Raw genomic sequence first — 26,993 nt, forward strand, 5'->3', positions numbered from 1 at the left:
GCCGGCGAAGGAAAAGGAAGAAACGCCCATGAGCGATCAGCCCGCCATGCCCGCGTCCGCCGAGGGGGACGGCGCCCGCCGCCCGCGCACGGCCCGCGCGGCCCGCCCCACCCGCGCCGCCCGTTCGGAGGCGCCCGCCGACGGCTCCGTGACCGTCGGCCCCCTCATGCAGAGCGAGAAGATCCACCGCGATATGCCGTTCGCCGCCGCCTACGACCCCGCCTCGGGCGACCGCGACGTCGTCCTGCGGGTGCCGGAGCGGCGCATCCACCTCACCGACGGCACCCACCTGGACGTGCCGGACACCTCCGGCCCGTACACCGCCGAGGGCTTCGAGCCGGACCTGCGCGGCGGCCTGCCGCGGGTGCGCGACGCGTGGCCGAAGCCCGCCCCGGCGCCGGCGTCGGAGGCCCGCCCCGACGACCGGGCGGCGACGCAGCTGGCGTGGGCGCGCGCCGGCGTCGTCACGCCCGAGATGGCGTTCTGCGCCGCCCGCGAGGGCATGGACGCGGAGACCGTCCGCGCGGAGGTCGCCGCCGGCCGCGCCGTCATATGCGCCAACCGGAACCACCCGGAGCTGGAGCCGATGATCATCGGCAAGCGGTTCTCGGTGAAGATCAACGCGAACATCGGCAACTCCGCCGTGACGTCCTCCATCGGCGAGGAGGTGGAGAAGATGGTGTGGGCGACCCGCTGGGGCGCCGACACGATCATGGACCTGTCGACTGGCCGGGACATCCACGAGACCCGCGAGTGGATCCTGCGCAACTCCCCGGTGCCCGTCGGCACCGTGCCCATCTACCAGGCCCTGGAGAAGGTCAACGGCGACCCCGCGAAGCTGACGTGGGAGATCTACCGCGACACCGTCGTCGAGCAGGCGGAGCAGGGCGTCGACTACATGACCGTCCACGCCGGCGTGCTGCTGCGCCACGTGCCGCTGGCCGCCGACCGCGTCACCGGGATCGTCAGCCGCGGCGGCTCCATCATGGCGGCGTGGTGCCTCGCGCATCACCGGGAGAGCTTCCTGTACGAGAACTTCGCGGAGCTGTGCGACATCCTCGCCGCCTACGACGTGACGTTCTCCCTGGGCGACGGCCTGCGCCCCGGCTCCATCGCCGACGCCAACGACGAGGCCCAGTTCGCGGAGCTGCGCACCCTCGGCGAGCTGACCCGCATTGCCCGCGACCGCGGGGTGCAGGTGATGATCGAGGGGCCGGGCCACGTGCCGCTGCACCGCATCGACGAGAACGTGACGCTGGAGGAGGAGCTGTGCGGCGAGGCGCCGTTCTACACGCTCGGTCCCCTGGCCACGGACGTGGCGCCGGGCTACGACCACATCACGTCCGCCATCGGCGCGGCGCGCATCGCGCAGATGGGCACGGCGATGCTCTGCTACGTCACGCCGAAGGAGCACCTGGGCCTGCCGGATCGCGACGACGTGAAGACCGGCGTCATCACCTACCGCATCGCCGCGCACGCCGCGGACCTGGCGAAGGGCCACCCGCGGGCGCGGGAGCGGGACGACGCGCTGTCGAAGGCGCGCTTCGAGTTCCGCTGGCACGACCAGTTCGCCCTGTCCCTCGACCCGGAGACGGCGATGGCGTACCACGACGAGACGCTGCCGGCGGAGCCCGCGAAGACCGCGCACTTCTGCTCCATGTGCGGCCCGAAGTTCTGCTCCATGCGCATCAGCCGCGATGTGCAGGACTACGCGAGGGAGCACGGGCTGGACACCGTCGAGGCCATCGAAGCCGGCATGGCGGAGAAGGCCGACGAGTTCGCCGCGTCCGGCGGGCGCGTCTACCTGCCGGTCGTCGGCACGTCGTAGGCCCGGGTCCGCGCGCCGCGTGCGGGTGCGCGCGTCGCGCGCTCCCTGCGTGACGACGCCCCGGGCGGCGGCCCGCCGGCCGCGCGGCGGCGCCGGGGCGGCTCGGGGCCGCGCCGGGCCCGCCGCTACCCTGGCCGCATGCACGAGTTCCGCTGCCGCCGCGCCGCCGAGTCCGACCGACCCTTCCTGTACTGGATGGACGAGGTCGCCGAGCTGATGGGCGACGAGTCGAAGGACCTGCCGCCGGACTACGCCGAGACCCGGGAGCGGTACGTCGGCAGGTGGACCCCGGAGCAGGGCGGCGTCGTCCTGGAGATGACCGGCCCGGACGGGGCGGCCCTCGACGCCGCGGACCCGGAGGTCGCGGAGCTGCTCGGGGCGTCGTCACGCGGGGCGGCGTTCCCCGTCGCCGGCGGCGCGCTGCCCGCGGGCGCCGCGTGGCTGCGCGTGGCCGACGGCGACGACGCCGGCCGCGGCTGGTTCTCCCCGGAGTACCCCGAGGTCGCCGTCGCCCTGCGCCCCGGCCTGCTGGGCCGGGGGCTGTCGCGGCCGCTGATGGACGGCGTGCTCGCCGCCGCCCGCGACATCGGCTACCCGGGCGTCAGCCTGTCGGTGAAGGACGTCAACGTCCGCGGCGTGAAGGCGTACCTGCGGGCCGGCTTCGAGGTGGTCGATCGCGTCGACGACCCGCTGCACGGCTCCTACGCGGTGATGCTGCACCGCTTCGGCGCGGGGGAGTAGCCCCGGAAGCCGGCCGGCGGCCGCTCGGCCTAGAGCCTGATCTTCCGGTCCGTCGTCAGCTTGCCGTTGACGAAGCGGGTGAGGAAGCCCGGCGACATGTGGGCGCCCGCCCACAGGACCTTCGCCTGCAGGCCCGCGGGGTAGTGGACCTTCGTCGGGGACTTCGGCTCCTGGTCGAGGTTCTTCTCCACGACCTCGAGGATCTGGTCGCGGACGTCGTCCGGCGTCAGGCGGACGCCCATGCGGCGGGTGCCGCCGGTGGAGACGCCGTCGAGCATGCCCGTGTCCGTGAACAGCGGCATGACGGAGCGGACCGTGATGCCGTGCGGGAACCACTCGACCTCGAGGGCCTCGGTGATGCCGCGGACGGCGAACTTGGAGGCGGAGTACGTCGCCATGTCCGGGGTGCCGTAGATGGCGGCGGCGCTGGACATGTTGACGACGAGGGGGCGGCGGCCCTCGGCGACGCGGGCCTTGAGATGCGGGAACGCGGCGCGGCAGCCGTGGATGACGCCCTTGACGTTGACGTCGATGATGGCGGAGTCCGTCTTGTGGTCCGAGTCCTCGAACGCGCCGCCGTAGAGGATGCCGGCGTTGTTGAGCAGGAGGTCGAGGCCGCCGGCCTGGGCGGTGAAGTCGGCGAGGACGGTCTCCCACGCCTGCGGGTCGGTGACGTCGAGCGTGCCGACGACGGCGTTCGGCCGGCCCTCGGCCCAGGCCTGGTCGCCGGAGACGTCGTAGACGCCGACGGTCCAGCCGTCGGCGAGGAGCTTTTCGGCGACGGCGCGGCCGATGCCGCGGCCGGAGCCGGTGACGAGTGCGGTGCGGGGTGCGTTGCTGGAGGTCATGCGGCCAACACTAGAGCGCGGGGCCCGCGCCACGTGGCCGAATCGTTGCAGTCTTCCTACACTTCGGGGCATGACCCTCAGCCTTTCGGCGCGCGAGCTCCGCGACCTCATCCAGGCCGGCAAGCGCATCGTCGTCCTGGACACCCGCTGGTCGATGGACCGCAGCGCCTACGACCTGTACACGATGGCCCACATCCCGCTGGCCATGTACTGCGACCCCGAGTTCGACCTGGCCGGCATCCCGGGCCGCGAATTCGGCCGCAACCCGCTGCCGGACGTCGAGCAGATCGAGCGGGCCGTGCGCCGGTGGGGGCTGACGAAGGGCCAGACCGTGGTCGTCTACGACGGAGGCTCGGGCCTGTTCGCCGCCCGCGCGTGGTGGATCCTGCGCTGGGCGGGCGTGGAGGACGTGCGCGTCCTCGACGGCGGCCTGCCCGCCTGGGAGAAGGCGGGCTTCCAGGTCGCCGGCGGCCCGGGCAGCCTGCGCCACTCCGGCGCGATGGACGTCACCGTCGGGCACATGCCGACGGTGGAGGTCGACGAGGTCGCGACGTGGCCGGAGCACGGCATCCTGGTCGACGCCCGCGAGCCGTCGCGCTACGACGGCATCCGCGAGCGCCTGGACCTGCAGGCCGGCCACATCCCGGGCGCGGTGAACATCCCGGTCAAGCACCTGCACGTCGACGGGTTGATGCGCTCGCCGGAGGAGATCCGGGAGAACCTGGCGTCGTTCGGCATCGAGGATGGCTCGAAGGTCGCGGTGTACTCCGGCTCCGGCCTGCATTCGGCGCTGTTCATCGCCGCGATGCACCATGCGGGAGTGCCGGGGGCGTCGCTGTTCGTCGGCGGCTGGTCCATGTGGGCCGGCGACCCGAAGCGCCCGATCGCCCGCCGCTGACGCCGGGCCCGCGGAGGGCGGCGCCGCGCCGTGCGCCGCCCCCGCGCCGGGCGTCATGCGCCCGCCGCCGCCCGCCGGGAGGGGCGCGCCGGGACGGGGGAGAGGGGGCCGATTCGCCGGGGCGATGTCGGGGCACGCTCTACACTTGGCGGCGATGGAAATCTTGATTGTGGTGCTGGCCGTCGCGCTGGTCGCGGGCGGCGTGGTCCTGCTGCTGGCGGATCTGCGGCGGCGCGGCGCGTCCGGCGGTTCGTCCGGCCGCGGGAAGCCCGCCGCGGCCCCGGAAACCGCAGGTCGCGGCCGTGAGGATGAGCCGGTGGCGGAGGCCCCGGCGGAGCCCGCGGAGCTGCCCGCCGCCGAGCGGCTGCGGGAGCTGCCCGCGGAGCCGGAGCGCCTGGCCGCGTTCGAGCCGGTTGCGGCGGATGCGGGGGAGCCGGAGGAGCGTGACGACGTGCCCTCCGCGGCTCCCGTCCCCGCCGCCGACGGGGAGCCGGCGCCGCTCGCCGGGGAGGCCCTGGAGCCCGAGCCGGTCGACGAGCCTGAGACGGCCGATGATCCGGAGCTCGCCGGCGACCCCGAGCGTGCCGATGAGCCGGAGACGGCCTCCATTCCCGCGCCGCTGCCGGACGAGGAGCCGGAGCCCGTGCCCGCGCCGGAGATCGCCGACGGGCCGGGACCCGAGGAGCGCCTCCTGCCCGCCCACGACGACGACGCGGACTCGCGCGTCTTCCACCCCTGGGATCGCGGCACCCGCGTCGAGGCGCCGTCCGCCGGCGGCGCCCACCGCAGGCCCGAAGCCGATGCGGAGCCGGAGGCCGTCGAGGAGCGGGTGGTCGACGACGAACCGGTTGACGACGAGCGCCCGAACGTCAATCAGTTCGTCGCAGCAGCTGATGGCGCGGACGATCGACGCGGACGCCGCGAGCTCGTCGACGGCGTCGATGAGGCCGACGATGGCCCCTGCGCCGACCTTCTGAACCCCGTTCAGGACGAGTATCCGGAGGAGGCCCCGGAGGCCGACCTGCCGGACGCCGCCGGCATCGACGACGCCGACGAAGCCGGCGCCGACGACGGGATGGACGACGCCGACGCGGTGGACGCGGACGATGCGCCGGAGGAGGCCCCCGCCGTCGTCGACGCCCGCGAGTCCGTCGCCCCGTCCATGGCGCGCCACGAGCCGGCCGCCCGCCACGGCGGCATCGCCGGCCTCGTCGACCGCATCCGCCCGTCCCGCCACGGCCGCGGCGCCCGCCGCGCCTGGGCCCGCGAGATCAACGGCGAGTTCAGCCGGACCGAGCCCGCCCCCGCCGCCGGGTGGGAGCGCACGCCGGAGGGCGCGCCCCGCGACGTCGTCACGGGCTTCTCCCACGGCCGCGAGCTGCGCCTCGCCGACGTCGGCGGCCGCACCGTCGTCGCGCTGCGCCGGGAGACCGGCTCCGACGTCGTCCTCGAATTCGCCCGCGACCGCGGCGACGGCCTGAGCCTGGTGGAGGAGGTGCCGGGCGGCTCCGTCGCCTCCACCGACCCCGTGCTGGTCCGCCGCCTGCTCACCGCCGCGGAAATCGACTCCGTGCGCCGCATGCCCGGCTGCATCGACGCCCTGTGGGCCGAGGGGGAGTGGGCCATCGCCCTCCTCGCCGACGACTCCGGCCCCGACGACTGGGACGAGGCGCTGCCCGCCGTCGCCGAATTCGCCGACGTCGCCCGCCGCCTCCCGCCCTCCGACGGCGACCGCGTCCTCGACCCGTCGACGTGGGACCCGACCCGGCCGCACGCCGGCGACGCTCCCGTCGACCGCGGCGCCGCGCCCGCCCCGGCCGCCGCCGGCCCGATGGACCGCCACCTGCGCGCCGTGCCCGAGCACGACGCCCCGGAGGACGTCCACGACGAGGACCCGGTGTGGCGCCCCGCCCCCGTCGCCCCGGCCGAGCCCGTCGACATGCCCACCCGCTCCGTCGGGCGCCGCATGGGCGACGGCGAGTTCCGCGACCTGGGCTCCGACGAGGGCGATGCGGCGGGCCTGCCCGCCCTCGGGCAGGATCCGGATCACCAGCGCTCCCCGCGCACCGGCGTCCGGCTCCGGCGCACCGACGGCGGCCCGTCCGGCATCTTCGCCGACGGCATCGCCGACGACGACCCGGACCGCGCCGGCGACCGCGACGACAACGACCACGACGACACCGACAAGGAAGGCACCGAGCGATGACCGCACCCTCCGTCGACCAGCAGAAGAAGGACCGCCTCGCGCAGCTCGTGCGCGAGCTCGCCGTCGTCCACGGCAGGGTCACCCTGTCCTCCGGCAAGGAGGCCGACTACTACGTCGACCTCCGCCGCGCGACGCTCCACCACGAGGCCTCGCCGCTCATCGGCGAGCTGCTCCGCGAGCTCACCGCCGACTGGGACTACGTCGCCGTCGGCGGCCTCACCCTCGGCGCCGACCCCGTCGCCACCGCCGTCATGCACGCCGGCGACGACGTCGACGCGTTCGTCGTCCGCAAGGAGGCGAAGAAGCACGGCATGCAGCGCCGCATCGAGGGCCCGGACATCGTCGGCAAGCGCGTCCTCGTCGTCGAGGACACCACCACCACCGGCAACTCGCCGCTCACCGCCGTCGCCGCCGTCCGCGAGGCCGGCGCCGAGGTCGTCGGCGTCGCCACCGTCGTCGACCGCGCCACCGGCGCCGCCGACGTCATCCGCGCCGAGGGCCTCGAGTACCGCAGCCTCCTCGGCCTCGACGACCTGGGCCTGGCCTGACGACGGGGACCGTGATGGAACTGCGGAAGCTCCGCGACGCGTTCGTCGACCGCACCCGGGAGGGCCTCGGCGCCCTCGTCTCCGTCGTCGGCGACCCCCGCCGCGAACCCGAGATCCTCGGCTACGCCGGCGCCTGGGGCGTCAACGTCGTCTCCTCCCTCGCCGGCTGGGAGACGCCCCGCAGGACGTCGAAGGCGCTGCTCATGCCGCTGCTCGCCGCCGGCGTCGTCCGCCGCCGCCGCGACATCGGCGCCGACGGCACCGCCACCCTGCTCGCCGGCCTCGCCGGCGCCTGGCTCGGCGACGTCCTGCTCATGCCCGAGGACCCGCCGCTCAACCGCGGCTCCGCCGCCTTCACCGTCACCCAGCTCGCCCACCAGCGGCTGATGTGGCGCAACGGCGCCCGGCCCTCCGCCGCGGCCATCGGCCTGCGCGCCCCGGCCGCCGTCGGCGGCGCCGCCCTCGTCGCCGCGCTCCGCCCGCGGTTCCTGCCGGCCGCCGCGCTGTACGGGCCGCTGCTCGGCTTCACCGGCGTGCTCGGCGACGACCGCGCGCTCGTCGCCGGCGCCGGCCCCGTCGACCGCGACGCGGCCACCGGACTGCCCGTCGCCAGCCCCTCCTACGGCATCTCCCACGGCGCCAACGTGTTCATGGTCTCCGACGTCATCCTCATGGCCCGCAGCCTGTTCACGAAGCCGAACAGCGGCATCGTGCGGCGCGCCATGGACGCCGCGCTGATGGACACCTACTGCCTCGCCCAGCTGCTGCTCGTCCGCGGCCTGACCGACGCGGAGATCCGCCGCACGGCGGGGGAGCGCCGCGCCGACGGCGGGGCCGGGGACGCCACCGCGCACGGCGAGGGGGCGGGCGCCGGGGCGGAGGACGTCGTCACGCGCGACGCGACCCCGTGACCGCGCCGGACCCCGCGCCCGGCCCCACCGAGTGGGGCGAGGGGCGCGTCGGCGTCGGCCCGTGGGCCGAGGAGCACCCCGGCGAGCCCGCGCCCGACGACCCGCGGTACGACCCCGAGCTCCTCGCCGGCGGCGACCGCCGCAACGTCGTCGACGCGTACCGCTACTGGACCCGGGAGGCCATCCGCGCCGACATCGACGCCCGCCGGCATCCGCTGCACGTCGCCATCGAGAATTTCGAGAACGACATGAACATCGGCACCGTCGTCCGCACCGCCAACGCGTTCGCGGCCGCGGCGGTGCACATCGTCGGCCGGCGCCGCTGGAACCGCCGCGGCGCCATGGTCACCGACCGCTACCAGCACCTCCTGCACCACCCCACCGTCGACGACTGCGTCGCGTGGGCGCGCGAGCGGGGGCTGGCCGTCGTCGCCGTCGACAACGTCCCCGGCTCCGTCCCGCTGGAGACCGCGGAGCTGCCGCGCGACTGCCTCCTGCTGTTCGGGCAGGAGGGCCCCGGCGTCACCCCGGAGGCCCGCGCCGCCGCCGACATGACCGTCTCCATCGCGCAATTCGGCTCCACGCGGTCCATCAACGCGGGCGTCGCCGCCGGCATCGCCATGCACGCCTGGGTCCGCGCCCACGCCGACCTCCGCGACGCGTGGTGACCGCGCCCGGGAGGCGCGCCCCGCGGGGTCCGCGCGGGGGAGGGGGTGTCGCGTGACGACGTCCGCCGCCCCTCGGCGTGACCGTTTCGTGACACGACGCCTATCATGGGGCGGAGCACGCCGCCGCGGCGCACGCGCCGCCGGACCAGGGAGGATGATGGGGCGATGATCGGACCGACGAAGACGGAGGCCGGCAACTGGGCCTACCGCGCCGACGTCGCCGAGCAGGCCATCCGCGACCGCCACGCCTCCCGCCTGTGGGGCCTGGCGCGGACGAACCTCGGCGTCGTGTCGTGGCCGCCGCCGACCCGCCACAAGCTGTTCCTGACGTGGCACTACTGGTGGCAGGCGCACTACGTCGACTGCCTCGTCGACGCGTCGCTGCGCCTGCCGACGAAGGCGAAGGCCCGCGCCGTGCGCAACACCATGCGCGCCATCCGCCTGCGCAACCTGGGGAAGCTGGCGAACAACCGCTACTACGACGACCGCGCCTGGATGGCCCTGGCCATGCTGCGCGTGCAGGAGCTGCAGGGCCGCTCCCGGCCGCTGCGCGGCTTCCGCGGCCTCGTCGACGCGCTGACCGCCGGCATCGACTCCGACCTCGGGGTGCTGCCGTGGCGCGAGCAGGACCTGTTCTTCAACGTCCCCGCCAACGGCCCCGCCGCCATCCTCTTCGCCCGCCTCGGCCGGCTGGACGAGGCGACGGCGATGGTCGACTGGGTCTTCGCCAACCTCGTCGACGGCAAGGGCCTCATCATGGACGGCATCCGCCTGTCCATGAGCGGCGAGGAGACCGTCCGCACCATCTACTCCTACAACCAGGGCGTCATGATCGGCGCCTGCCTGGAGCTGGCGCTGGCGTTCGAGGAGCGCGGCGAATCCGCCGCCGCCACCCGCCAGCTCACCCGCGTCCACCAGCTGGTCCACGCCGCGGCGACGCACCTGGCGACGTCGAAGTCCGTCATCCGCGGCGGCGGCTCCGGCGACGGCGGCCTCTTCGACGGCATCCTCGTGCGCTACCTCGCCCAGGCCGCCATGCGGCTGCCGCAGGAGGACCGCATGAGCCGCGCCACCCGCCGCATCTGCCGCCGCCTGGTGCTGCAGAGCGCCGAATCCGCCTGGCAGCACCGCCTCGAGGTCGACGGCCTGCCCCTGTTCCCCGGCGACTGGAACGACGACGCCGTCTTCCCCCGCGGCGGCGGCTTCATCAGCGCCCCCTCCGGCGGCGACGCCGCCGCCGAACGCTGCCTCTCCGTCCAGCTGTCCGGCTGGATGCTCATGGAGGCCGCCGCGGCCGTGTCCTCCGACTCCGTCCGCGAGGAGGACGGCGCCAAGCGCGGCCCCGAGGAGGGCGACCCCTCCGCCACCCGCGAGCCGTAGCCGCCGCGGCGGTGCCGGCGATGCGCCGGCGGCGGGCGCCGTCGTCACGCGGGGCGGCGACGCGCGGGGGCGGAGCGTGGCACGCGCGCGACCGGCCCCGGACATGACGGCGGGCCCGGCCCGGGCAGGAGACGGGCGCCCGGGCCGGGCCCCTTACGTCCGCCGCGTCCCCGGGGTCAGGAGAATCCCGGGGGCGGCGGGGTCCTTACTCGCCGCGCAGGGCGCGGTCGATGCGATCGTGGGCGTCGAGGATCTCCTGCGGCATGCCCTCGAACTGGTCGAGGTGCTCCTTGCGGGAGTCCATCTCCTGCAGCCAGCGCTCGCGGTCGATGTCCAGGATGGCCTCCAGGTCCTCGACGGAGCCGTCGAAGCCCTCGAGGTTCAGCTCGGAGACCTGCGGCACGACGCCGACCGGGGTCTCGCGGCCCTCGACGCGGCCCTCCTTGAAGTCCACCAGCCACAGCAGCGCGCGCAGGTTGTCGCGGTAGCCCGGCCACATGAAGCGGCCGTCCTCGCCGCGGCGGAACCAGTTGACGTGCGCGAACACCGGCATGTCGCCGCCGGCCTCCTGCACGCGGCCCAGGATGTCCAGCCAGTGGGCGGCGTAGCGGCCCTCCGGGTACGCCATGAACGGGCGCATCGACATCGGGTCGTAGCGCAGCTGGCCCTGCTTGCCCTCCGCGGCGAACGTCGCCTCGGCGCCCAGGGTCAGGCCGTCGTACACGCCCTCCGCCGCGTCGCGGAACGCGCGGATGAGCGGCTCGCGGTCGCGGACGCGGCCGCCGAAGATGATGGCGTCGATCGGCACGCCCTCGGCCGCCTCGTAGTCCGCGGCGATGTTCGGGACGTTCGCCAGGGAGGTGGTGAAGCGGGAGTTCGGGTGCGCCCACTCGTCGCCGTCCTCGCCGGAGCGCTGCCGCTCCTCCGGGCGGTCGGCGATCGGCGCGCTGGTCCAGTCCAGCCAGCCGTCGACGTCGGCCGGCGGCTCCGGGGTCAGGCCCTCCCACCACACGTCGCCGGTCCTCTCGTTGTAGGCGACGTTGGTGAACAGGGTGCGGGAGCCCTCGGCGATGGCGTCCATCGCGCCCGGGTTGGTCTTGCGGTTCGTGTTGCCGGCGACGCCGAAGGCGCCGTACTCCGGGTTCATGCCGTACAGGCGGCCGTCCTCGCCGACGCGCAGCCACACGATGTCGTCGCCGTAGAAGTCGACGCGGTACTTCCCCTCCAGGCCGTCCGGCGGGAACATCATCGCGAGGTTCGTCTTGCCGGACGCCGACGGGAAGCCGCCGCAGATGTGGCGGCGTTCGCCGGTCTCCAGGTTGGTGATGCCGATGAGCATGAACTGCTCCGCCAGGAAGTCGCCGGAGGCGTGGCCGTCCCAGCAGGCCTGGCGCAGGCCGTGGGCGATCTTGCCCAGCAGCGCGTTGCCGCCGTAGGAGGAGCCGAAGTGCAGGATGGTGCGCTCGTCGGCGACCGTCGCGAAGAGGCGCTTGTCGTCGTCCGTGCCCTGGCCGAGGTTCGGCAGGTCGCCGGTGACGTGGACGGCGCGGACGAAGTGGTCCGGGTCCTCCAGGCCCGTCAGGTGCTCCGCGCCGACGCGCGCCATGCGGATCATGTGCAGGCAGACGGTGCGGTTGTCGGTCAGCTCGACGCCGGCGGCCCACTTCGCGAACGGGGAGTCCGCCGGGGACATGAGGTACGGCAGGACGTACATGGTCTTGCCCTCGTAGGCGCCGTCCATGCGCTCCAGCTGCGCCTCGGTGACCTCGTCGGCGTCGCGCCAGTTGTTGTAGACGCCGCGGTCGGCCGGGTCGTGCGTGGCGACGACGGTGCGCTCCTCCGTGCGGGCGGTGTCCTTGCGGTAGGAGCGGGAGTACCACCGGCCCTCGCCGGCCGGGAGGATCTCGCCGTCGGCCAGGGCCGACTCGATGAGGCGGTCGTCGTCGGCGGCGGAGATGACCTCGATGGAGTCGGGGCGCAGGATTCCCGCCCACTTCTCCGTGAAGGAGATGATGGACGGGTTGTCGATCCCGGCCTCCGAGAGGACGGACCGGACGTCGATGGCGCCGGCGGTGTCGGACATGGTGGAAACCTCCAAAATTACGGTGCTACGAAACCATGACTTAGCCTAACCGTAATTCGGGGCGCGCCGCAGGAGGCCGCGTCGCGCCACTCCCGGATGGGATCGGCGTGCGGCGGCCGCGTGATGCGCGGCGCGCGGGAATCGGGGGTGGGGTCGCGTTCGCGGGGCGTCGTGCGCGTCGGCGCCGGGACGGGCGGCCGTCGCGCTGCACCGCGCCGCGGGCGAAAGGCCCCCGGACATGCCGGAACCCCGGCCCGATCTTCCCATCGGGCCGGGGTTCGGCGTGTCGCGCCGGAGGCGGGGCGGAAAGGACGAATCGCGTTCCCGCATCCGGGTGCGTGGCACCCTGCGCGACGGCGGCAGCCCGGACCGGAGGGATCCGGCTCCGCCGTGGAGCCGTTGCGCCGACCGGCCGCCCCACAATCGCGGCCGTGAAAGTTCGGTGCAACGAAACCGGGTTTGAGGGTAACGGAAACTGTGGCGGAGCGCACCCCGGAACCGCGGGGCGGGGGTTCGGACGGGGGCGGCGCCGGGGGTACTGTGGCCGCATGCGTTTCTACGACTCCGACACCGTCCGCGCCGCCCTCAGCGTCGGCCGGGCGACGTACGTCCTGCGCGAGGCGCTGCTGGACGGCGTCGATCCGGCCCTCGACATCCCGAGGACCGGCGAGGACGTGGGGGAGGGCAAGCAGCTGCTGACCATGCCGTCGGCCTCCCGCGACCACGCGGGCGTGAAGCTGCTGACCGTCCACCGCGGCAACGCCGAGCGCGGCCTGCCCACCATCCAGGGCGTCTACGTGCTCTACGACGGCGACACCCTCGCCCCGACCGCCATCCTCGACGGTCCGGCCGTCACCGAGATCCGCACCCCGGCCCTGTCCTTCGCCGGCATCCTCGAGATCGTCCGCCGCCGCCGGGAGAACGCCCGCGTGCTGCGCGAGGCCTCCGGCCCGGTGACCCTGCGCGTCGCCATCGTCGGCGGCGGCCCGCAGGCCGTCGGCCACGCCTCCGGCGTCATGGAGCTGTTCGGCGGGGAGGACGACGGCGACGTCGAGCTGACCTTCGTCGTCCGCACCGAGCAGGAGATCGACTGCCCGGTGCCGCACGAGGTCGCCACCGAGCTGCCGGAGGGCGCCGACCTCATCATCTGCGCGACGTCGGCCTCCGAGCCGGTCATCGCCGACGCCGACGTCACCGACCACGCCGTCGTCGTCGCCATGGGCGCCCATCACCCGGAGCGCCGCGAGGTGCCGGGCGAGCTCGTCGCCCGCTCCTCCGTCATCGTCGAGGACCCGCGCGTCGCCCGCGAGGAGTGCGGCGACATCGCCCTGGCCATCAAGGAGGGCAACCTCGAGGACGGCGCCTGGTCGACGCTGCGCGACGTCGTCGTCGAGCCGGGCCTGGCCGCCGAGATCGCCGATGCCAGCGGCCCGGTCGTCTACAAGACCGCGGGGCAGGGCTGGGAGGATCTGGCCTGCGCCGTCGAGATCGTCGCCCGCGCCGACGCCGCGGCCGACGCGGAGCAGGGCGGGGCCGCGGGCGAGTAGCGTCCGCGTGCGGGGCGCCGGGGCCCCCGCACCCGCCGGGGCCCCGTCGCCCCGGCTGGCACAATGGCCGCATGGACTTCAACGACATGCTGGCCCCCAAGCCCGTCGAGCTGCCGCCGTTCCCGGAGGCGGACTCCGCCCGCGCCGGCGGCGCCGCCCCGGAGGACGTCGTCCGCGCCTGCCCGCGCGACTCCCGCGCCTGGGCGGAGCTGGCGGAGGCGTCCCTGGCGGCCGGAGAGCCCGTCGCCGCCTACGCCTACGCCCGCACGGGCTGCCACCGCGGCCTGGATCACCTGCGCGGCAACGGCTGGAAGGGCTTCGGCCCGGTGCCGTGGTCGCACGAGGGCAATCGCGGCGTGCTCATGGCCATCTCGGCCCTGGCGAAGGCCGCCCGCGCGATCGGCGAGGACGACGAGTACGACCGCTGCCTCGCGCTGCTGCAGGACTGCGACCAGTCCGCCGTCGCGGCGACCAACCTGTAGGCGCCGCCGGGGAAGCGCCATGTCACGACGGGGAGACCACGGCGACGCCGCCGATCACCTGGAGACGCTGCGGCATCCGGCGTCCCGGGCCGCGGCGGCGGTGCGGCGGCGCACCCGCCCGCGCACGCGGTTCCTCACGGGCCTGCACCGGGTCCGCACCCGCTGGCTGCTGATCCTGCAGGCGGCGGTGGCGGCGGGCCTGGCGTACTGGTTCGCGCTGGACGTGCTGGGCCACGCGCAGCCGTTCTTCGCGCCGATGGCGGCGTTCATCGGCCTGTCGGTGATGTCGTCGGGGCCGCGGATCAACAACGCGGTGGAGCTCATCGTCGGCGCGGCGCTGGGCGTCGGCGTCGGCGACGTCATCATCGGCGTGCTCGGACCCGGGGTGTGGCAGCTGGCGGCGGGCGTGCTGTCGGCGATGATCGTCGGCGTGTTCATCGGCCGCGGGCCGCTGGTGGTCAACCAGGCGGCGTCGTCGGCGGTGCTCATCGCGACGATCATGCCGCCGGGCACGGCGCCGACGTACGAGCGGATGGTGGACGCCCTGGTGGGCGGCATCATCGGCGTGCTCGTGATGGCGGTGGTGCCGCGCAACCCGATTTCGGAGTCGCGCCGGTCCATCGCCTCCGTCCTGGAGCTGGAGGCGGACATCCTCTACGACGTCGCCCGGGGCCTGGAGGAGTCGGACACGCCGCGCATCCGCGCCGCGCTGCAGATCGGCCGGGCGTCGCAGGGCGACGTCAGCGCGATGATGCAGGTCGTCGGCGGCGGCGCGGAGCAGGCGCGGGTGTCGCCGCTGTGGTGGGGGCGGCGCCGGCAGCTGCGGACGTTCGCCCGCATCGTCAACCCCGTCGACAACGCGATGCGCAACACCCGCGTCCTCGCCCGCCGGGCGATCACGGCGACGGAGGACCACGTGACGGTGTCGCCGCGCATCGTGTCGCTGGTGAAGGGCGTGGCGTCGTGCGCGCAGATGGTGCGCCGCCTGCTGGATGATTCGCCGGTGCTGCCGGGCGTGCCCGCGTGGGGCGTCGCCGCGGATCGCGCCGACGAGCGCGCGACGGGCGGGGCCTCCGCCGCGGACGCGCTGCGGGACGCGCGCCTTCTGCGTGACGACGGGGACCGCGCCGCTCCGCCGCGCACGGGCGACGGCGACGCCGCCCCGGGGGAGCACGACGGGGAGGACCGCCGCCCGGTGGGGACGGTGACGCAGGAGGACGCCATCCGGGCGCTGCGCGTCCTCGCCGCCCGCATGGACGTCTCGGCCGTCGAGGGCGCCACCCTGTCGGAGACGGTCATCTTCGCGCAGTGCCGCTCCATCGTCGTGGACCTGCTGCAGGTCTGCGGCCTGTCGCGCCTGTCGGCGGTGGCGGCGCTGCCGCCGACGACGGAGCGGCCGGCCATGACGCCGGAGGTGTGGGACGGCGACGACCGCTGAGCCGCGGCCACGCGGCGGCGCGGGTGGCGTCGTCACGCATCACGCGCGGCCACGCGGCCGGCGGCGGCGCGCGGCGCCCCGCGCACCCCGCCGCCCCGTGCTACCGCACCAGCTGCAGGTCGCGGAGGTGGCGGTACAGCGTCGCCTTCTCGCGGGGGCGCTTCGCCTCGACGCCGTCGCGGACGTAGCGGAAGCCCGGCCCGCCGATCTGGACGGCGCGGGCGACGATCGGCTCGTGCATGCTGCGCGGCATGCCGACGGCGTCGGTGAGCCCCTCGTCCGGGTCGGGGCCCGCGGCGCGGCGCCCGCCGAACAGGCGGCCGAGCAGCCCCGGCCGCCGCTCTTCGCCGTCCGACGGCGGCGGCACCTCCGCGGCGACGAGGCCCGGGGCGTCGGGCGTCGGCCGCACCTGCACGCCGTGGGCGGTGCCGCTGAACAGCTCGTGCTCGCCGGCCCACACCTCGCCGACCAGCCCGCCGCGCGACGACGGCCCCGTCGCGTCCGGGCCCGTGAACAGGGCGTAGCCGACGATGGCGGCGCCCGTGTCGTCCCGGATCGCCGGCACCGGATCCACCGGCCGGGAGATCGCGGCGACGCGGTCCAGCCCGTCGCCCAGCCCCCAGTTCCGCGTCGCCGGCGTCGCCCCGCCCGGCACGTGCGCGACCTCCACCCACAGCAGGTTGCGGCGCATCAGGTGCGTGACGACGGCGGCCAGCGCGGCGTCCGGCCCCGCCACGACGACGCGGAGCCGCTCCGACGGGCGCTGCGGCGCGAGCTCCGGCGCGCCGAGCTCCTCCACCTTCTTCCGCTTGCCGATGTCGGCCGGGGTGGGCGCGTCGTCGACCGGCAGGACCTCCTTCGCCAGGTCCTCCAGGAACGCCAGATCGCCGCGGCCCGGGCGGACGGGCAGGTCGCGCTCGGCGACGTCGGCGTCGGCGAGGCGGGTGGCGTCGGCCAGCAGCGTCGCCGGGTCCAGGTCCGCCAGGGTCAGGTCGGCGCCGGTTCCGCAGCGCAGCACGACGATCCTCATGGTCGTCGAGTGTATCGGCGGGGGCGCGGTGCCCGCGGGCGCCGGGCGGCGTCTAGGATGTGACGTGGTCAACGGCCCCCGGGGCGCGGTGCCGGGCGCGACGCGCGTCTGCGCGGCCGCGCGGAGGCGGGGAAGCCGGAGCCGGCGCGGCGAGGGACGTCCGCCGGCTGTCATCGAGACGGGAATGAGAGGCGCATGTCCGCAATCATCATCGTGGGCGCCCAGTGGGGCGACGAGGGCAAGGGCAAGGCCACCGACATCCTCGGCGGCCTCGTCGACTACGTCGTCAAGCCCAACGGCGGCAACAACGCCGGCCACACCGTCGTCGTCGGCGGCGAGAAGTACGAGCTGAAGCTGCTGCCGGCCGGCGTGCTGTCGGAGAACGCGACGCCGGTGCTGGGCAACGGCGTCGTCGTGAACCTGGAGGCGCTGTTCGAGGAGATCGACGGCCTGGAGGCCCGCGGCGCCAATGCGTCGCGCCTGCGCATCTCCGCCAACGCGCACCTGGTCGCGCCGTACCACCAGACGCTGGACCGCGTGACGGAGCGGTTCCTGGGCAAGCGCGCCATCGGCACCACCGGCCGCGGCATCGGCCCGACGTACGCCGACAAGGTCGGTCGCATCGGCATCCGCGCCCAGGACCTGCTGGACCCGTCGATCCTGCGGCAGAAGATCGAGGGCGCGCTGAACCAGAAGAACCAGATCCTGGTGAAGCTGTACAACCGCCGCGCCATCGACGTCGACGAGGTGTTCGACTACTTCATGGGCTACGCCGAGCGGCTGAAGCCGATGATCATCGATTCCGCCACCGAGCTGAACAAGGCGCTCGACGAGGGCAAGCACGTCCTCATGGAGGGCGGCCAGGCGACGATGCTGGACGTCGACCACGGCACCTACCCGTTCGTGACGTCGTCCAACCCGACGACGGGCGGCGCGTGCGTCGGCGCGGGCATCGGCCCGACGCGCATCACGTCGACGCTGGGCATCATCAAGGCGTACACGACCCGCGTCGGCGCCGGCCCGTTCCCGACGGAGCTGTTCGACAAGTGGGGCGAGTACCTGCAGACCACCGGCGGCGAGGTCGGCGTGAACACCGGCCGCAAGCGCCGCTGCGGCTGGTACGACTCCGTCCTGGCCCGCTACGCGTCCCGCGTCAACGGCTTCACGGACCTGTTCGTGACCAAGCTGGACGTGCTGACCGGCATCGGCGAGATCCCGATCTGCGTGGCCTACGACGTCGACGGCGTCCGCCACGACGAGATGCCGATGACGCAGTCCGAGTTCCACCACGCCACCCCCATCTACGAGACGATGCCGGCGTGGGACGAGGACATCACCGATTGCCGCACGTTCGAGGAGCTGCCGGAGAAGGCGCAGGCGTACCTCAACCGCCTGGAGGAGCTGTCCGGCTGCCGCATCTCCTACGTGGGCGTCGGCCCGGGCCGCGACCAGACCATCGTCATCAACGATCTGCTGCCGCAGGAGTAGCGGTGGCCGGCCCGTGGCCCCCGCTGCCGGACGTGATCCCGGCGGGTGACGGGCTGGAGCTGCGCCGCGTCGCCCCGGGTGACGCGGCGTTCGCCGATCTGGTGGAGGCGGCGGTGCCGCCGGGGGAGCGCGCCGCGACGTTCCGCTTCTTCACGCGGCGGCCGTTTCCGCTGCGGGAGTTCGTCGCCGCCGATCCGGGGCGCCGCACGTGGGCCCTGGTGCGCACGCGGGGTTCCGCGTCCGCAGGGGATGCGCGTGACGACGCCTCCCGCGCCGCGTCGGGTCCGGCGATCCCCGGTGCCGGGGCGGATGCGCGTGACGACGGCGCCCGGGACGTCGAGCCCATCGCCTGCACCAGCGTGTACGACGCCTCCGAGGGGGAGGGGCGCGTGACGCTCGGGTTCACGTGGGTCGTGCCGGAGTGGCGCGGCCGCGGGGCGAACCAGGCGCTGAAGGCCGCGATGTTCCGGGCCCTCGCCGATGCCGGGGTGCGCGAGGCGTGGTTCCGGGCGGACGTCGAGAACACCCCGTCGCTGAAGGCGATGGAGCGCGCCGGCGCGGCGCGGATGCACGTCGAGGACGCGCCGCGCGTCTACGACGACCGCGTCTCGCAGTCGGTGTTCTACCGCCGGGTGCTCTGAGGCCCGGCGGGGCTGCCGTCCCCAGGGGGTGCCGGCTGCTCTGACGCCCGGCGGGGCGGTTGCCCCCAAGGGGCGTCGGCTGCAGGTCGGCTGTCCGCGGGCTCGTGTCCCTCCGGGCGACTGCTGGAATGGGGTCCCGTTCACCGAAACCGCTCCGAACTCGGCGTCCCGCCGCCCTGCGCCCTCGCCCTCGCCGCAGATGGACCGGTTTCGGCGGATGGGACCCCGGTATACGTGGGTCCCGTTTGCCGAAAGCGGTCCGTCCTGGGCGGGCGGGCCGCCGAGGCGCGCCGCAACGGGGTCCCGTCCGCCGAAACCCGTCCCGTTCGCCGAAAGAGGTCCGAACCGCGTCGTGCCGGTCACCGGCGGTGTCGCCAACCGGGTCGTCGCGACCCGCTTGCGGGCGCCCGCCTCCAGGTCTCGACCCACTTTCGGCCGTTCCGACCCAGTTGGAACGGGGTCGGAACGGCCACAAGTGGGTCCGGCCTCGTGGCGCGTGGGTCTGGCCTCGTGGTGCGCCGGAGGAGACCTCGTGGAGCGCCGGAGGAGGGAGTCTCCGACAGGTGGAGTTGCGCCATTCTGCAAATAGATCATTGCGCATGTACGCAAATGATGGCAGGATGGCCTCATGTTCACCGCGTTTCGCAGCCTCACCTACCGTCGGCTGTACCTCGCCCAGGTCATCGCCCTGGCGGGCACCGGCCTGGCCACCGTGGCGCTCGGCCTACTCGCCTACGACTTCGCGGGCGACGACGCGGGCCAGGTCCTCGGCACCGCGCTGATGGTGAAGATGGTCGCCTACGTCCTCGTCGCCCCGTTCGCCTCCGCCCTGGTCGCGAACCTGCCGCGCAAGGCGGTGCTCGTCGGCGCCGACGTCCTGCGCGTCGCCGTCGCCGCCGCGCTGCCGTTCGTCACCGCGACGTGGCAGATCTACGTGCTCATCTTCGTGCTGCAGGCCGCGTCGGCGACGTTCACGCCGACGTTCCAGTCCGTCATCCCCGACGTGCTGCCGGAGGAGGACGACTACACCTCCGCGCTGTCCCTGTCGCGGCTGGCCTACGACCTGGAGGCCATCGTCTCCCCGATGCTCGCCGCGGCCCTGCTGCTGGTCGTGCCGTCGTCGGCGCTGTTCGCCGGCACGTCGCTGGGCTTCGCCGCCTCGGCCGTGCTGGTCCTGTCGGCGGTCATCCCGGCGACGGGGTCGGGCACCCGCGGGGAGGGCGACGCCGACCGGGACGACGGGCCCGCCGAGCGCCCCTTCCTCGAGCGCGTCCGCCTCGGCGCCGCCCTGCTCCTGCGCACCCCGGCGCTGCGCCCCGTCCTGGCGCTCAACATGGCCGTCGCCGCGGCCGTGTCGTTCGTGCTGGTCCAGACCGTCGTCGTCGCGGGCTCGGTGCTCGGCCTGCCGGAGTCCGGCGTCGCGTGGCTGCTGTTCGCCAACGGCGCGGGCTCCATGGCCGCGGCGATCGCCCTGCCGCGGCTGCTGCGCCACGTGCCGGAGAAGCGCGTCATGCTGCCGGCGGCCGCCGTGCTCGCCGCTGCCGTCGCCGCCACGCCGCTCGCCCTCGACGCCGCGTCGGTCGCCGGGGTCGCGGTGCTGTGGGCGGTCATCGGCGTCGCGTGGTCGGCGGTGGAGACGCCGGTCGGCCGCATCATCCGCCGCAGCGTCGACGGCGCCGACCTGCCCGCCGCGTTCGCCGGTCAGTTCTCCCTGTCGCACGCCTGCTGGCTGGTCGCCTACCCGCTGGCCGGGTGGCTGGGCGCCGCGCACCTCGACGCGACGGCGCTGCTGCTCGCCGGGATCGCGGCCGCCGCCGCCGTCGCCGCGTGGTGGCTGTGGTCGCGCGCCGACCGCGCCGCGTCGCAGCCGCGGACGCGTGACGACGGGATCCGCCGCCGCGAGTCCGCCGCCTGCGGCGCCGCCTCCGGCGACTGACCGCCCCGTCTGCCCCGGACCGCGGCCACCCGCGCTCGCCCCGGGCCGGCGCCGCCCGGCCGGCCGCGCCGCCGCCCCCGCGCGCCGGGGGCGGGGAGCCGGGGCGGTGGACGTCGCAAAGCACATCACCCCCGGACGGGCCCGCGCCACCTGCCTTTTCCGGCCCCGCGCCCGCGGACGCCGCGGCACCCGGGCACAATGGCGCCCATGCCCGCCATCGAACCCCGCGGACCGCGGAAGTCAGCCCCCGCCGACGCCGAACTCGACGCCTCCGTCGACGTGCTGCGACTGCTCGCCGAGCGCACGCGCCTGGCCATCCTGGCCATGCTCGACGGCACGGAGATGAGCGTCTCCAGCATCGCCGAGTCCCTCGGCCGCCCCGTGCCCGCCGTGTCCCAGCACCTGGCGAAGCTGCGCGCCGGCGGCCTCGTCGTCTCCCGCCGCGACGGCGCGACCGTCTTCTACGGCCAGCCCGACGAGCACATCAGCCTGCTGGTGAACAACATCCTGTACTACGCGGAGCACCTGCTCTACGACGCGCCGCCGCACCACGGGGACGCCCGGTGACCCGCCGCCTCGTCGCCGACGTCGACACCGGCATCGACGACATGCTGGCGCTGGTCTACCTCGCCGGCCTGCACCGGCTGGGGGAGGTGGAGCTCGCCGGCGTCACCGCGACCGCCGGCAACACCACCGTGTGCCGCGCCGCCGCGAACTCCCGGTACGTCCTGGACCTCTGCGGGCTGGGCGACGTGCCGGTCGCCGCGGGCCACGGCGCCCCGCTGCGGGTGCCGCTGGTCACGACCCCGGAGACGCACGGCGAGTTCGGCCTGGGCTTCGTGCGCCCGTCGAACGCCGGGGGCGCGGAGTCCTGCGGGATGGACGGGGCCGCGCCCGGGCTCTGGTCGGCGGCGCTTGCCGACGGCCCCTGCGACCTCCTGGTCACCGGCCCGCTCACCACGGCGGCGCGGCACCTGGACCTGGTCCGCCGCTTCGGTCGGCTGACCGTCATGGGCGGCGCCCTCGACTATCCGGGCAACACGACGCCGACGGCCGAGTGGAACTTCCACGTCGACCCCGACGCCGTCGCCGCGGTGCTCGGCGCCGAGGGCGTGCCGGAGCCGCTGCTGTGCATGCTGCAGGTGACGGAGACCGTCACCGTCGACCCCGGCGACGTCGACCGCTGGCGCGGTGTGGGCCTGCCGGACGACCTCATGGAGGTCATCGCGGAGGCGCTGCGGTTCTACTTCGGCTTCCACCGCGGCGAGGGCCTCGGCTACCTCGCCCAGGTCCACGACCTGCTCGCGGCGATGGCCGCCTGCGGCACCGTCGACGCCCCCGCCCGCCCCGCCCGCGTCCGCGCGGTCGAGGGCGACCGCGGCGCCGTCGCCGAGGAGCCCGGCGAACCGGACTGCGCCGTGCTGGGCAACGTCGACCGGGACGCCGTCATCGCGGAGTTCGAGCGGGCGCTGGCGGCGCTGGCGTCCTAGAGGCGCGCCGGCCGGGGGACGGGTGCCGTCCGCGTCAGGCGATGCGCGCGTGCAGCTCCGGCAGCTCGCCGCGCTGCCACGGCGCCAGCCCCAGCAGGCGGGCCGTCTCCCTGACGACGGCCATCGCCTCCGCCGGGCGGTACCACGCCACGTCCCAGTGGCCCGTGCCCGCCACCACGGCGGCGCGGCCGGCGCGGTTGGGCCGCCGCGACCACAGCAGCGCCCGGCCCGAGAAGTCGGAGCGCAGGTCCGCCTCGCCGCGGAAGCGCGTCGGCAGGGACACCGCGCCGGCGCGGCCGTCGAGCAGCACGCCGCCGGCGACGGTCAGCGCCACCGGCTCGCCCGTGGCGGGGCACAGGGAGCGGATCTCCACCGGGCCGTCCAGCACGACGCCGGCCAGCAGCGCGCCGAACGCCGACCACGCGTGGGCCGTGCCGCCCGGGTGGGCGATGACGTGGTTGGTGCGGTGCAGCGTGATGATGCTGCCCTCCACCTCGCCGCCCGACCACTCGGTGCCGGGGAAGCCGGCGATGATCTCGTCGGCCCCGGTGCCCAGCTCCGCCGGATCGACGGGGCTGCCGCAGGCCAGCTCCCGGACCAGCGCGAGCCACGTGTCGGCGGCGTCGGGGGAGGTGAATCCGAACGCCCGGTCCAGACGGTGGGCGAGTTCGGCGGGGTGTTCCTGGATTCGCATGCCCGTGGACGGTAGGCGCCGCCCGCGCCGGGGCGAAGCGTCCCGACGGAATCCTGACGGGGGGGGGGCGGCGCGGGGCGGCCCCCGGTCGCCGTCGGGCGGATGACCGGCGTGCCGCCGGAGCCGTCCGCGGGGTGCCGCCGCCGGGGGTGCCGTCCCCGGGGGAGAGGGGCCCCGCCGGTAGGATCGGGCGGCGACCTGCCCCGATTCACCGGACGCGATCCACCGGACACGATCACCCGGACGCGAACCGCCGGTGACGACCCACGTCCCGAAGGAGCCCCGCCGCATGTTCACCCCCGCCGCCACCGGCACCCCGTACACCGACGGCGCCATCCGCGTGCTGCTCCTCGGCTCGGGCGAGCTGGGCAAGGAGGTGGCCATCGCCTTCCAGCGCCTCGGCGTCGAGGTGCACGCCGCCGACCGCTACGCCCACGCCCCGGCCCACCAGGTGGCGCACCGCTGGTACGAGCTGGACATGACGGACCCGGAGGCGATCCGCGAGCTGGTGGACCGCGTCCGCCCGCACTTCATCGTCCCGGAGATCGAGGCCCTGGCCACCGACGCCCTCGCGGAGCTGGAGGCCGAGGGCGCGGCGACGGTCGTGCCCACCGCCCGCGCCGCCCAGCTGACCATGAACCGCGAGGGCATCCGGCGCCTGGCGGCCGAGGAGCTGGGCCTGCCGACGTCGCGCTACCGCTTCGCCTCCGACGTCGACGAGTTCCGGGAGGCGGTGCGGGAGATCGGCCTGCCGTGCGTCGTCAAGCCCGTCATGAGCTCCTCCGGCAAGGGCCAGTCGATGGTCCGCTCCGACGAGGACGTCGACGCCGCATGGGAGTACGCGATGAGCGGCGCCCGCGTCTCCAACGCCCGCGTCATCGTCGAGGGCTTCGTCGACTTCGACTACGAGATCACGCTCCTGACCGTCCGCTCCATCGACCCGTCCACCGGCGAGCCGGCGACGTGGTTCTGCGAGCCCATCGGCCACCGCCAGCAGGACGGCGACTACGTCGAGTCCTGGCAGCCGATGCCGATGTCCCAGATCGCGCTGGACAACGCCCGCTCCGTCGCGGCCCGCGTCACCGGGGCCCTCGGCGGCCGCGGCATCTTCGGCGTGGAGCTGTTCGTCCGCGGCGACGACGTGTGGTTCAGCGAGGTCAGCCCCCGCCCGCACGACACCGGCCTGGTCACCATGGGCACCCAGCGGTTCAGCGAGTTCGAGCTGCACGCCCGCGCCATCCTGGGCCTGCCGGTCGACGTCACCCTGACCTCGCCGGGCGCCTCCGCCGTCGTCTACGGCGACGTCGAGGCCGAGGCCCCCACGTACTCGGGCCTCGCGCAGGCGCTGGCGGTGCCGGAGGCGGACGTCCGCATCTTCGGCAAGCCCGTCGCCCACGAGCGCCGGCGCATGGGCGTCGCCGTCGCCACCGCGGAGGGCGTCGACGAGGCCCGCGACCGGGCCCGCGCCGCCGCCGCGGCCATCCGCGTCGAGGGGTAGCCGCGCGGCCGCGGCCCCCGGCGGCCCCGCCGGGGAGGGGGCCGTCGTCACGCAGCGGAAAACCGCCCGCGAGACAAAGGACCCGCCCGCCGCGATGATGCGGCGGGCGGGTCCCGTCGTGTCCGGGGCGCCTAGCGGGGGCCGTCGCCGAGGGCGTCCGGGCCCTCGTCCACGTCGTCGACGCCGTACGGGGGCCGCTCCTCGAGGGCGGCGCGGGCCTCGTCGTAATGCGACTGCAGGCGCGCGAACACCACCGTCGCGATGAGCGTGATCGCCAGGACGATGAGCGTCGGGACGAGCGCGTGGGTGGACAGCCACATCGCCACGGTCATGACGATGCCGAGGAGGAGGACGGCCAGGGCGTTGCCGGTGAACTTCATGCCCTCCACGATACGTCCCGCATGCGCGCGGCCCGGCCCCGCGGGTGGGTGCGGGGCCGGGCCGGCGGTGCGGTGGGCGGTGGGGGCGCGCGGAGCGGGGTCCGCGCGCCGGTGCGGGGTGCTGCGCTACGCCTGCTTTTCGACGGGCGCCTCCGCCGACCACGGGAAGACGATCCACTCGTCGGTGCGCTTCCACACGTAGTCGGGGGAGATGACCGACGCGGACTTCGCGTACAGCACCGCGGAGCGGACCTCCGCGCCGTGCTTGGCCAGCAGCTCCAGCACCAGGTGGAGGGTGCGGCCTGAGTCGGCGACGTCGTCGACGACGAGCAGGCGGCGGTTGTCGATGGAGTCGACGTCCAGCAGCGGCTCCAGCAGCACCGGGTCCGGCAGGGTCTCGTGCACGTCGGTGTAGAACTCGACGTTGATCGCGTCGGAGAGCTTCACGCCCATCGAGTACGACAGGGCGCCGGCGGGCAGGAGGCCGCCGCGCGCGACGGCGATGATGATCTCCGGCTCGTAGCCGCTGTCGACGATCTGCTGGGCGAGCTCCCGCTGGGCGGCGCCGAAGCCCTCCCAGGTCAGGAGCTCCTTCTGCTCCAGGTCGCTGGAATCCGCATGGTAGGCCATGTCCCGAGCATAGCGGCGACGGGCCGCCGCGGTGGCGGCGCGGTGGCCGCGCGGTGGCGGCGCCGCCTACTCCGCGTACGCGGGCTCGAGGTCCAGGGCCGCGGCGACCATGTCCTCCCACTCCACGATCTTCTTGCGCTCGCGGCCCTCGGCCTCGCCGGCGGCGCGCTCGGCGGCGTCGAGGCGGTGCCAGCCCTCCCAGTCGACGACGCGGATGCCGCGGGCGGCGAGGTGGTCGTCGACGGCGTCGGTGGTGGCGTACGCGGGCTTCGGGGCCTCGAGGCGCCCGGCGTCGTGGTCCTCCAGCAGGTTGGCGATGACCTCGTTGGCGTCGCCCTTCGTGTTGCCGATGAGGCCGACGGGGCCGCGGCGGATCCAGCCGGTGGTGTACAGGCCGGTCAGCGCGTTGCCGGCCTGGTCCAGGACGCGGCCGCCGAGGTCCGGGATGGTGTGCGTGGCCTCGTCGAACGGCACGCCGGCGACGGCGTCGGAGCGGTAGCCGACGGCGCGGTAGACGGCGCCGACGTTCCAGTCCGTGTACCTGCCGGTGCCGCGGACGCCGCCGTTGCCGTCCGGCTCCGTGCGCTCGGTGCGGAAGCCGGTCACCTTGCCGTCCTCGCCGAGGATCTCGACCGGGGACTCGAAGAAGTGGATGTGGAGCTTGTGCGGGGCGCCCTTCGGCTCGCGCATCGCGTAGTTCTCGATGATGGAGCAGACCTGGTCGACGACCTTGGAGTTGCGGCGCGCCTCCTCGCCGGCGGCGTCGTAGTCGATGTCGGCGCCGTCGACGACGACCTCGATGGTGTCGGAGTGGTCGAGCTCCTTCAGCTCCATCGGGGTGAACTTCGCCTGGGCGGGGCCGCGGCGGCCGAAGACGTGGATCTCGCGGGCGCGGTTGCGGGCCAGCCCGTCGTGGACGTTGTCGGCGATCTCGGTGACGTGCAGCTCCTCGGCGGTCTTCGCCAGGATGCGGGCGACGTCGAGGCCGACGTTGCCGACGCCGACGACGGCGACGGAGTCGGCGGTGAGGTCCCAGTCGCGGGAGAACTCCGGGTGGGAGTCGTAGAAGCCGACGAACTCGCCGGCGCCGTGGTGGCCCTCGAGCTCCGCGCCGGGCACGTCGAGGTCGCGGTCGCCGACGGCGCCGGTGGCCAGCACCACGCCGTCGTAGAAGCGCTGCAGGTCGGAGACCTGGATCTGCGTGCCGACGTCGACGTTGGCGAGCAGGCGGACGCCCGGCTTGTCCATCACGCGGTGCAGGCTCTTGATGATGCCCTTGATGCGCGGATGGTCCGGGGCGACGCCGTAGCGGATGAGGCCGAAGGGCGCGGGGAGGCGCTCGTAGATGTCGACGGCGACGTCGCGGCCGGACTTCAGCAGGGCGTCGGCGGCGTAGACGCCGGCGGGGCCGGAGCCCACGACGGCCACGCGCAGCGGACGGTCGGAGGCGGGGTTCTGGTCGGTCATGGGGTTCCTCACGGTCGGTCGGGGCCGGTCCGCGCTCGCGTCCGACGCGGACCCCGGGGAGGGGCGGGGCCGCGCCGGGCCCGGGGAGGGGCGGCGCGGCCCCCGTTCCGGGGCCTTCTGCGCAGCTGTTGACTATCGCGAACCGACCTGTCTACTCTGAC

General features: G+C 74.8%; 24 protein-coding genes. 17 read left to right on the forward strand and 7 right to left on the reverse strand.

Annotation, left to right across the window (positions count from 1 at the left end):
* The first annotated feature begins 193 nt into the window (after nt 1-193).
* Nucleotides 194-1,828, forward strand: coding sequence for a phosphomethylpyrimidine synthase ThiC (gene thiC, locus QQS41_RS10455; protein ID WP_448852892.1), 1,635 nt, complete (start codon nt 194-196; stop codon nt 1,826-1,828).
* Between the two features lie 138 nt (nt 1,829-1,966).
* On the forward strand, nt 1,967-2,569 hold the full coding sequence (locus QQS41_RS10460; RefSeq protein ID WP_448852665.1) for a GNAT family N-acetyltransferase: 603 nt from the start codon (nt 1,967-1,969) through the stop codon (nt 2,567-2,569).
* 29 nt (nt 2,570-2,598) lie between these two features.
* On the opposite strand, the gene QQS41_RS10465 is transcribed toward QQS41_RS10460, so the two are convergent.
* Nucleotides 2,599-3,417: an SDR family oxidoreductase gene (locus QQS41_RS10465; RefSeq protein ID WP_448852666.1), complete on the reverse strand. Its 819-nt coding sequence runs from the start codon at nt 3,415-3,417 to the stop codon at nt 2,599-2,601.
* A 70-nt stretch (nt 3,418-3,487) separates the two neighbouring features.
* On the opposite strand from QQS41_RS10465, the gene QQS41_RS10470 reads away from it, so the two are divergent.
* From QQS41_RS10470 to QQS41_RS10495, 6 genes are all read left to right on the forward strand, one after another.
* Complete coding sequence (locus QQS41_RS10470) at nt 3,488-4,315, forward strand: sulfurtransferase (protein ID WP_448852667.1); 828 nt, start codon at nt 3,488-3,490, stop codon at nt 4,313-4,315.
* Nucleotides 4,316-4,469: 154 nt separating this feature from the next.
* A complete protein-coding gene (locus QQS41_RS10475; protein ID WP_448852668.1) occupies nt 4,470-6,521 on the forward strand; it encodes a hypothetical protein in 2,052 nt (683 codons plus the stop codon).
* A complete protein-coding gene (gene pyrE / locus QQS41_RS10480) occupies nt 6,518-7,069 on the forward strand; it encodes an orotate phosphoribosyltransferase (RefSeq protein ID WP_448852669.1) in 552 nt (183 codons plus the stop codon). The genes QQS41_RS10475 and pyrE overlap by 4 nt, the downstream gene beginning before the upstream one ends.
* A gap of 14 nt (nt 7,070-7,083) precedes the next feature.
* Nucleotides 7,084-7,980 (forward strand): lysoplasmalogenase family protein, encoded by an 897-nt coding sequence (locus tag QQS41_RS10485; RefSeq protein WP_448852893.1) that lies wholly within the window; start codon nt 7,084-7,086, stop codon nt 7,978-7,980.
* The gene (locus QQS41_RS10490; RefSeq protein ID WP_448852670.1) at nt 7,977-8,648 is read left to right on the forward strand and encodes a TrmH family RNA methyltransferase; all 672 of its coding nucleotides are present in this window, start codon (nt 7,977-7,979) and stop codon (nt 8,646-8,648) included. Before QQS41_RS10485 ends, QQS41_RS10490 begins: the two co-directional genes overlap by 4 nt.
* Before the next feature lie 165 nt (nt 8,649-8,813).
* Nucleotides 8,814-10,028: a glycoside hydrolase family 76 protein gene (locus tag QQS41_RS10495; protein ID WP_448852671.1), complete on the forward strand. Its 1,215-nt coding sequence runs from the start codon at nt 8,814-8,816 to the stop codon at nt 10,026-10,028.
* A gap of 205 nt (nt 10,029-10,233) precedes the next feature.
* Here the strand turns inward: QQS41_RS10495 and QQS41_RS10500 are convergent, their stop codons facing one another.
* Nucleotides 10,234-12,111, reverse strand: coding sequence for a phosphoenolpyruvate carboxykinase (GTP) (locus QQS41_RS10500; RefSeq protein WP_448852672.1), 1,878 nt, complete (start codon nt 12,109-12,111; stop codon nt 10,234-10,236).
* 548 nt (nt 12,112-12,659) lie between these two features.
* Here QQS41_RS10500 and QQS41_RS10505 point away from each other — a divergent pair.
* The 3 genes from QQS41_RS10505 to QQS41_RS10515 all read left to right on the forward strand — a co-directional run bounded on the left by QQS41_RS10505 (nt 12,660) and on the right by QQS41_RS10515 (nt 15,578).
* Nucleotides 12,660-13,658, forward strand: a complete 999-nt coding sequence (locus tag QQS41_RS10505; protein WP_448852673.1) for an ornithine cyclodeaminase family protein — start codon at nt 12,660-12,662, stop codon at nt 13,656-13,658.
* A 71-nt stretch (nt 13,659-13,729) separates the two neighbouring features.
* Nucleotides 13,730-14,140 (forward strand): DUF3151 domain-containing protein, encoded by a 411-nt coding sequence (locus tag QQS41_RS10510; protein ID WP_448852674.1) that lies wholly within the window; start codon nt 13,730-13,732, stop codon nt 14,138-14,140.
* 19 nt (nt 14,141-14,159) lie between these two features.
* Nucleotides 14,160-15,578: an FUSC family protein gene (locus QQS41_RS10515; protein WP_448852675.1), complete on the forward strand. Its 1,419-nt coding sequence runs from the start codon at nt 14,160-14,162 to the stop codon at nt 15,576-15,578.
* A 100-nt stretch (nt 15,579-15,678) separates the two neighbouring features.
* On the opposite strand, the gene QQS41_RS10520 is transcribed toward QQS41_RS10515, so the two are convergent.
* The gene (locus tag QQS41_RS10520; protein WP_448852676.1) at nt 15,679-16,608 is read right to left on the reverse strand and encodes a hypothetical protein; all 930 of its coding nucleotides are present in this window, start codon (nt 16,606-16,608) and stop codon (nt 15,679-15,681) included.
* 195 nt (nt 16,609-16,803) lie between these two features.
* Here QQS41_RS10520 and QQS41_RS10525 point away from each other — a divergent pair, with 195 nt between their 5' ends.
* The 5 genes from QQS41_RS10525 (at nt 16,804) to QQS41_RS10545 (ending at nt 22,163) form a co-directional block, all read left to right on the forward strand.
* On the forward strand, nt 16,804-18,096 hold the full coding sequence (locus QQS41_RS10525) for an adenylosuccinate synthase (RefSeq protein ID WP_448852677.1): 1,293 nt from the start codon (nt 16,804-16,806) through the stop codon (nt 18,094-18,096).
* A gap of 32 nt (nt 18,097-18,128) precedes the next feature.
* Nucleotides 18,129-18,737, forward strand: coding sequence for a GNAT family N-acetyltransferase (locus tag QQS41_RS10530; protein WP_448852678.1), 609 nt, complete (start codon nt 18,129-18,131; stop codon nt 18,735-18,737).
* Between the two features lie 628 nt (nt 18,738-19,365).
* Nucleotides 19,366-20,673 carry an MFS transporter gene (locus QQS41_RS10535; protein WP_448852679.1) on the forward strand — a complete coding sequence of 436 codons (1,308 nt, stop codon included), beginning with the start codon at nt 19,366-19,368 and terminating at the stop codon, nt 20,671-20,673.
* Between the two features lie 207 nt (nt 20,674-20,880).
* Nucleotides 20,881-21,240 (forward strand): ArsR/SmtB family transcription factor, encoded by a 360-nt coding sequence (locus QQS41_RS10540; protein ID WP_448852680.1) that lies wholly within the window; start codon nt 20,881-20,883, stop codon nt 21,238-21,240.
* Nucleotides 21,237-22,163: a nucleoside hydrolase gene (locus QQS41_RS10545; protein ID WP_448852681.1), complete on the forward strand. Its 927-nt coding sequence runs from the start codon at nt 21,237-21,239 to the stop codon at nt 22,161-22,163. Before QQS41_RS10540 ends, QQS41_RS10545 begins: the two co-directional genes overlap by 4 nt.
* Nucleotides 22,164-22,197: 34 nt before the next feature.
* Here the strand turns inward: QQS41_RS10545 and merB are convergent, their stop codons facing one another.
* Nucleotides 22,198-22,857 carry an organomercurial lyase gene (merB, locus tag QQS41_RS10550; RefSeq protein WP_448852682.1) on the reverse strand — a complete coding sequence of 220 codons (660 nt, stop codon included), beginning with the start codon at nt 22,855-22,857 and terminating at the stop codon, nt 22,198-22,200.
* Between the two features lie 289 nt (nt 22,858-23,146).
* Between merB and purT the strand changes: the two genes are divergently transcribed.
* A complete protein-coding gene (gene purT, locus QQS41_RS10555) occupies nt 23,147-24,355 on the forward strand; it encodes a formate-dependent phosphoribosylglycinamide formyltransferase (protein ID WP_448852683.1) in 1,209 nt (402 codons plus the stop codon).
* A 131-nt stretch (nt 24,356-24,486) separates the two neighbouring features.
* On the opposite strand, the gene QQS41_RS10560 is transcribed toward purT, so the two are convergent.
* The 3 genes from QQS41_RS10560 to QQS41_RS10570 all read right to left on the reverse strand — a co-directional run bounded on the left by QQS41_RS10560 (nt 24,487) and on the right by QQS41_RS10570 (nt 26,832).
* Complete coding sequence (locus tag QQS41_RS10560; RefSeq protein ID WP_448852684.1) at nt 24,487-24,735, reverse strand: hypothetical protein; 249 nt, start codon at nt 24,733-24,735, stop codon at nt 24,487-24,489.
* A 126-nt stretch (nt 24,736-24,861) separates the two neighbouring features.
* Nucleotides 24,862-25,365 (reverse strand): phosphoribosyltransferase, encoded by a 504-nt coding sequence (locus QQS41_RS10565; RefSeq protein ID WP_448852685.1) that lies wholly within the window; start codon nt 25,363-25,365, stop codon nt 24,862-24,864.
* A 66-nt stretch (nt 25,366-25,431) separates the two neighbouring features.
* Nucleotides 25,432-26,832 carry an FAD-dependent oxidoreductase gene (locus QQS41_RS10570; RefSeq protein ID WP_448852686.1) on the reverse strand — a complete coding sequence of 467 codons (1,401 nt, stop codon included), beginning with the start codon at nt 26,830-26,832 and terminating at the stop codon, nt 25,432-25,434.
* Nucleotides 26,833-26,993: the final 161 nt, after the last annotated feature.

It is taken from the genome of Corynebacterium sp. 335C, from assembly GCF_053525695.1.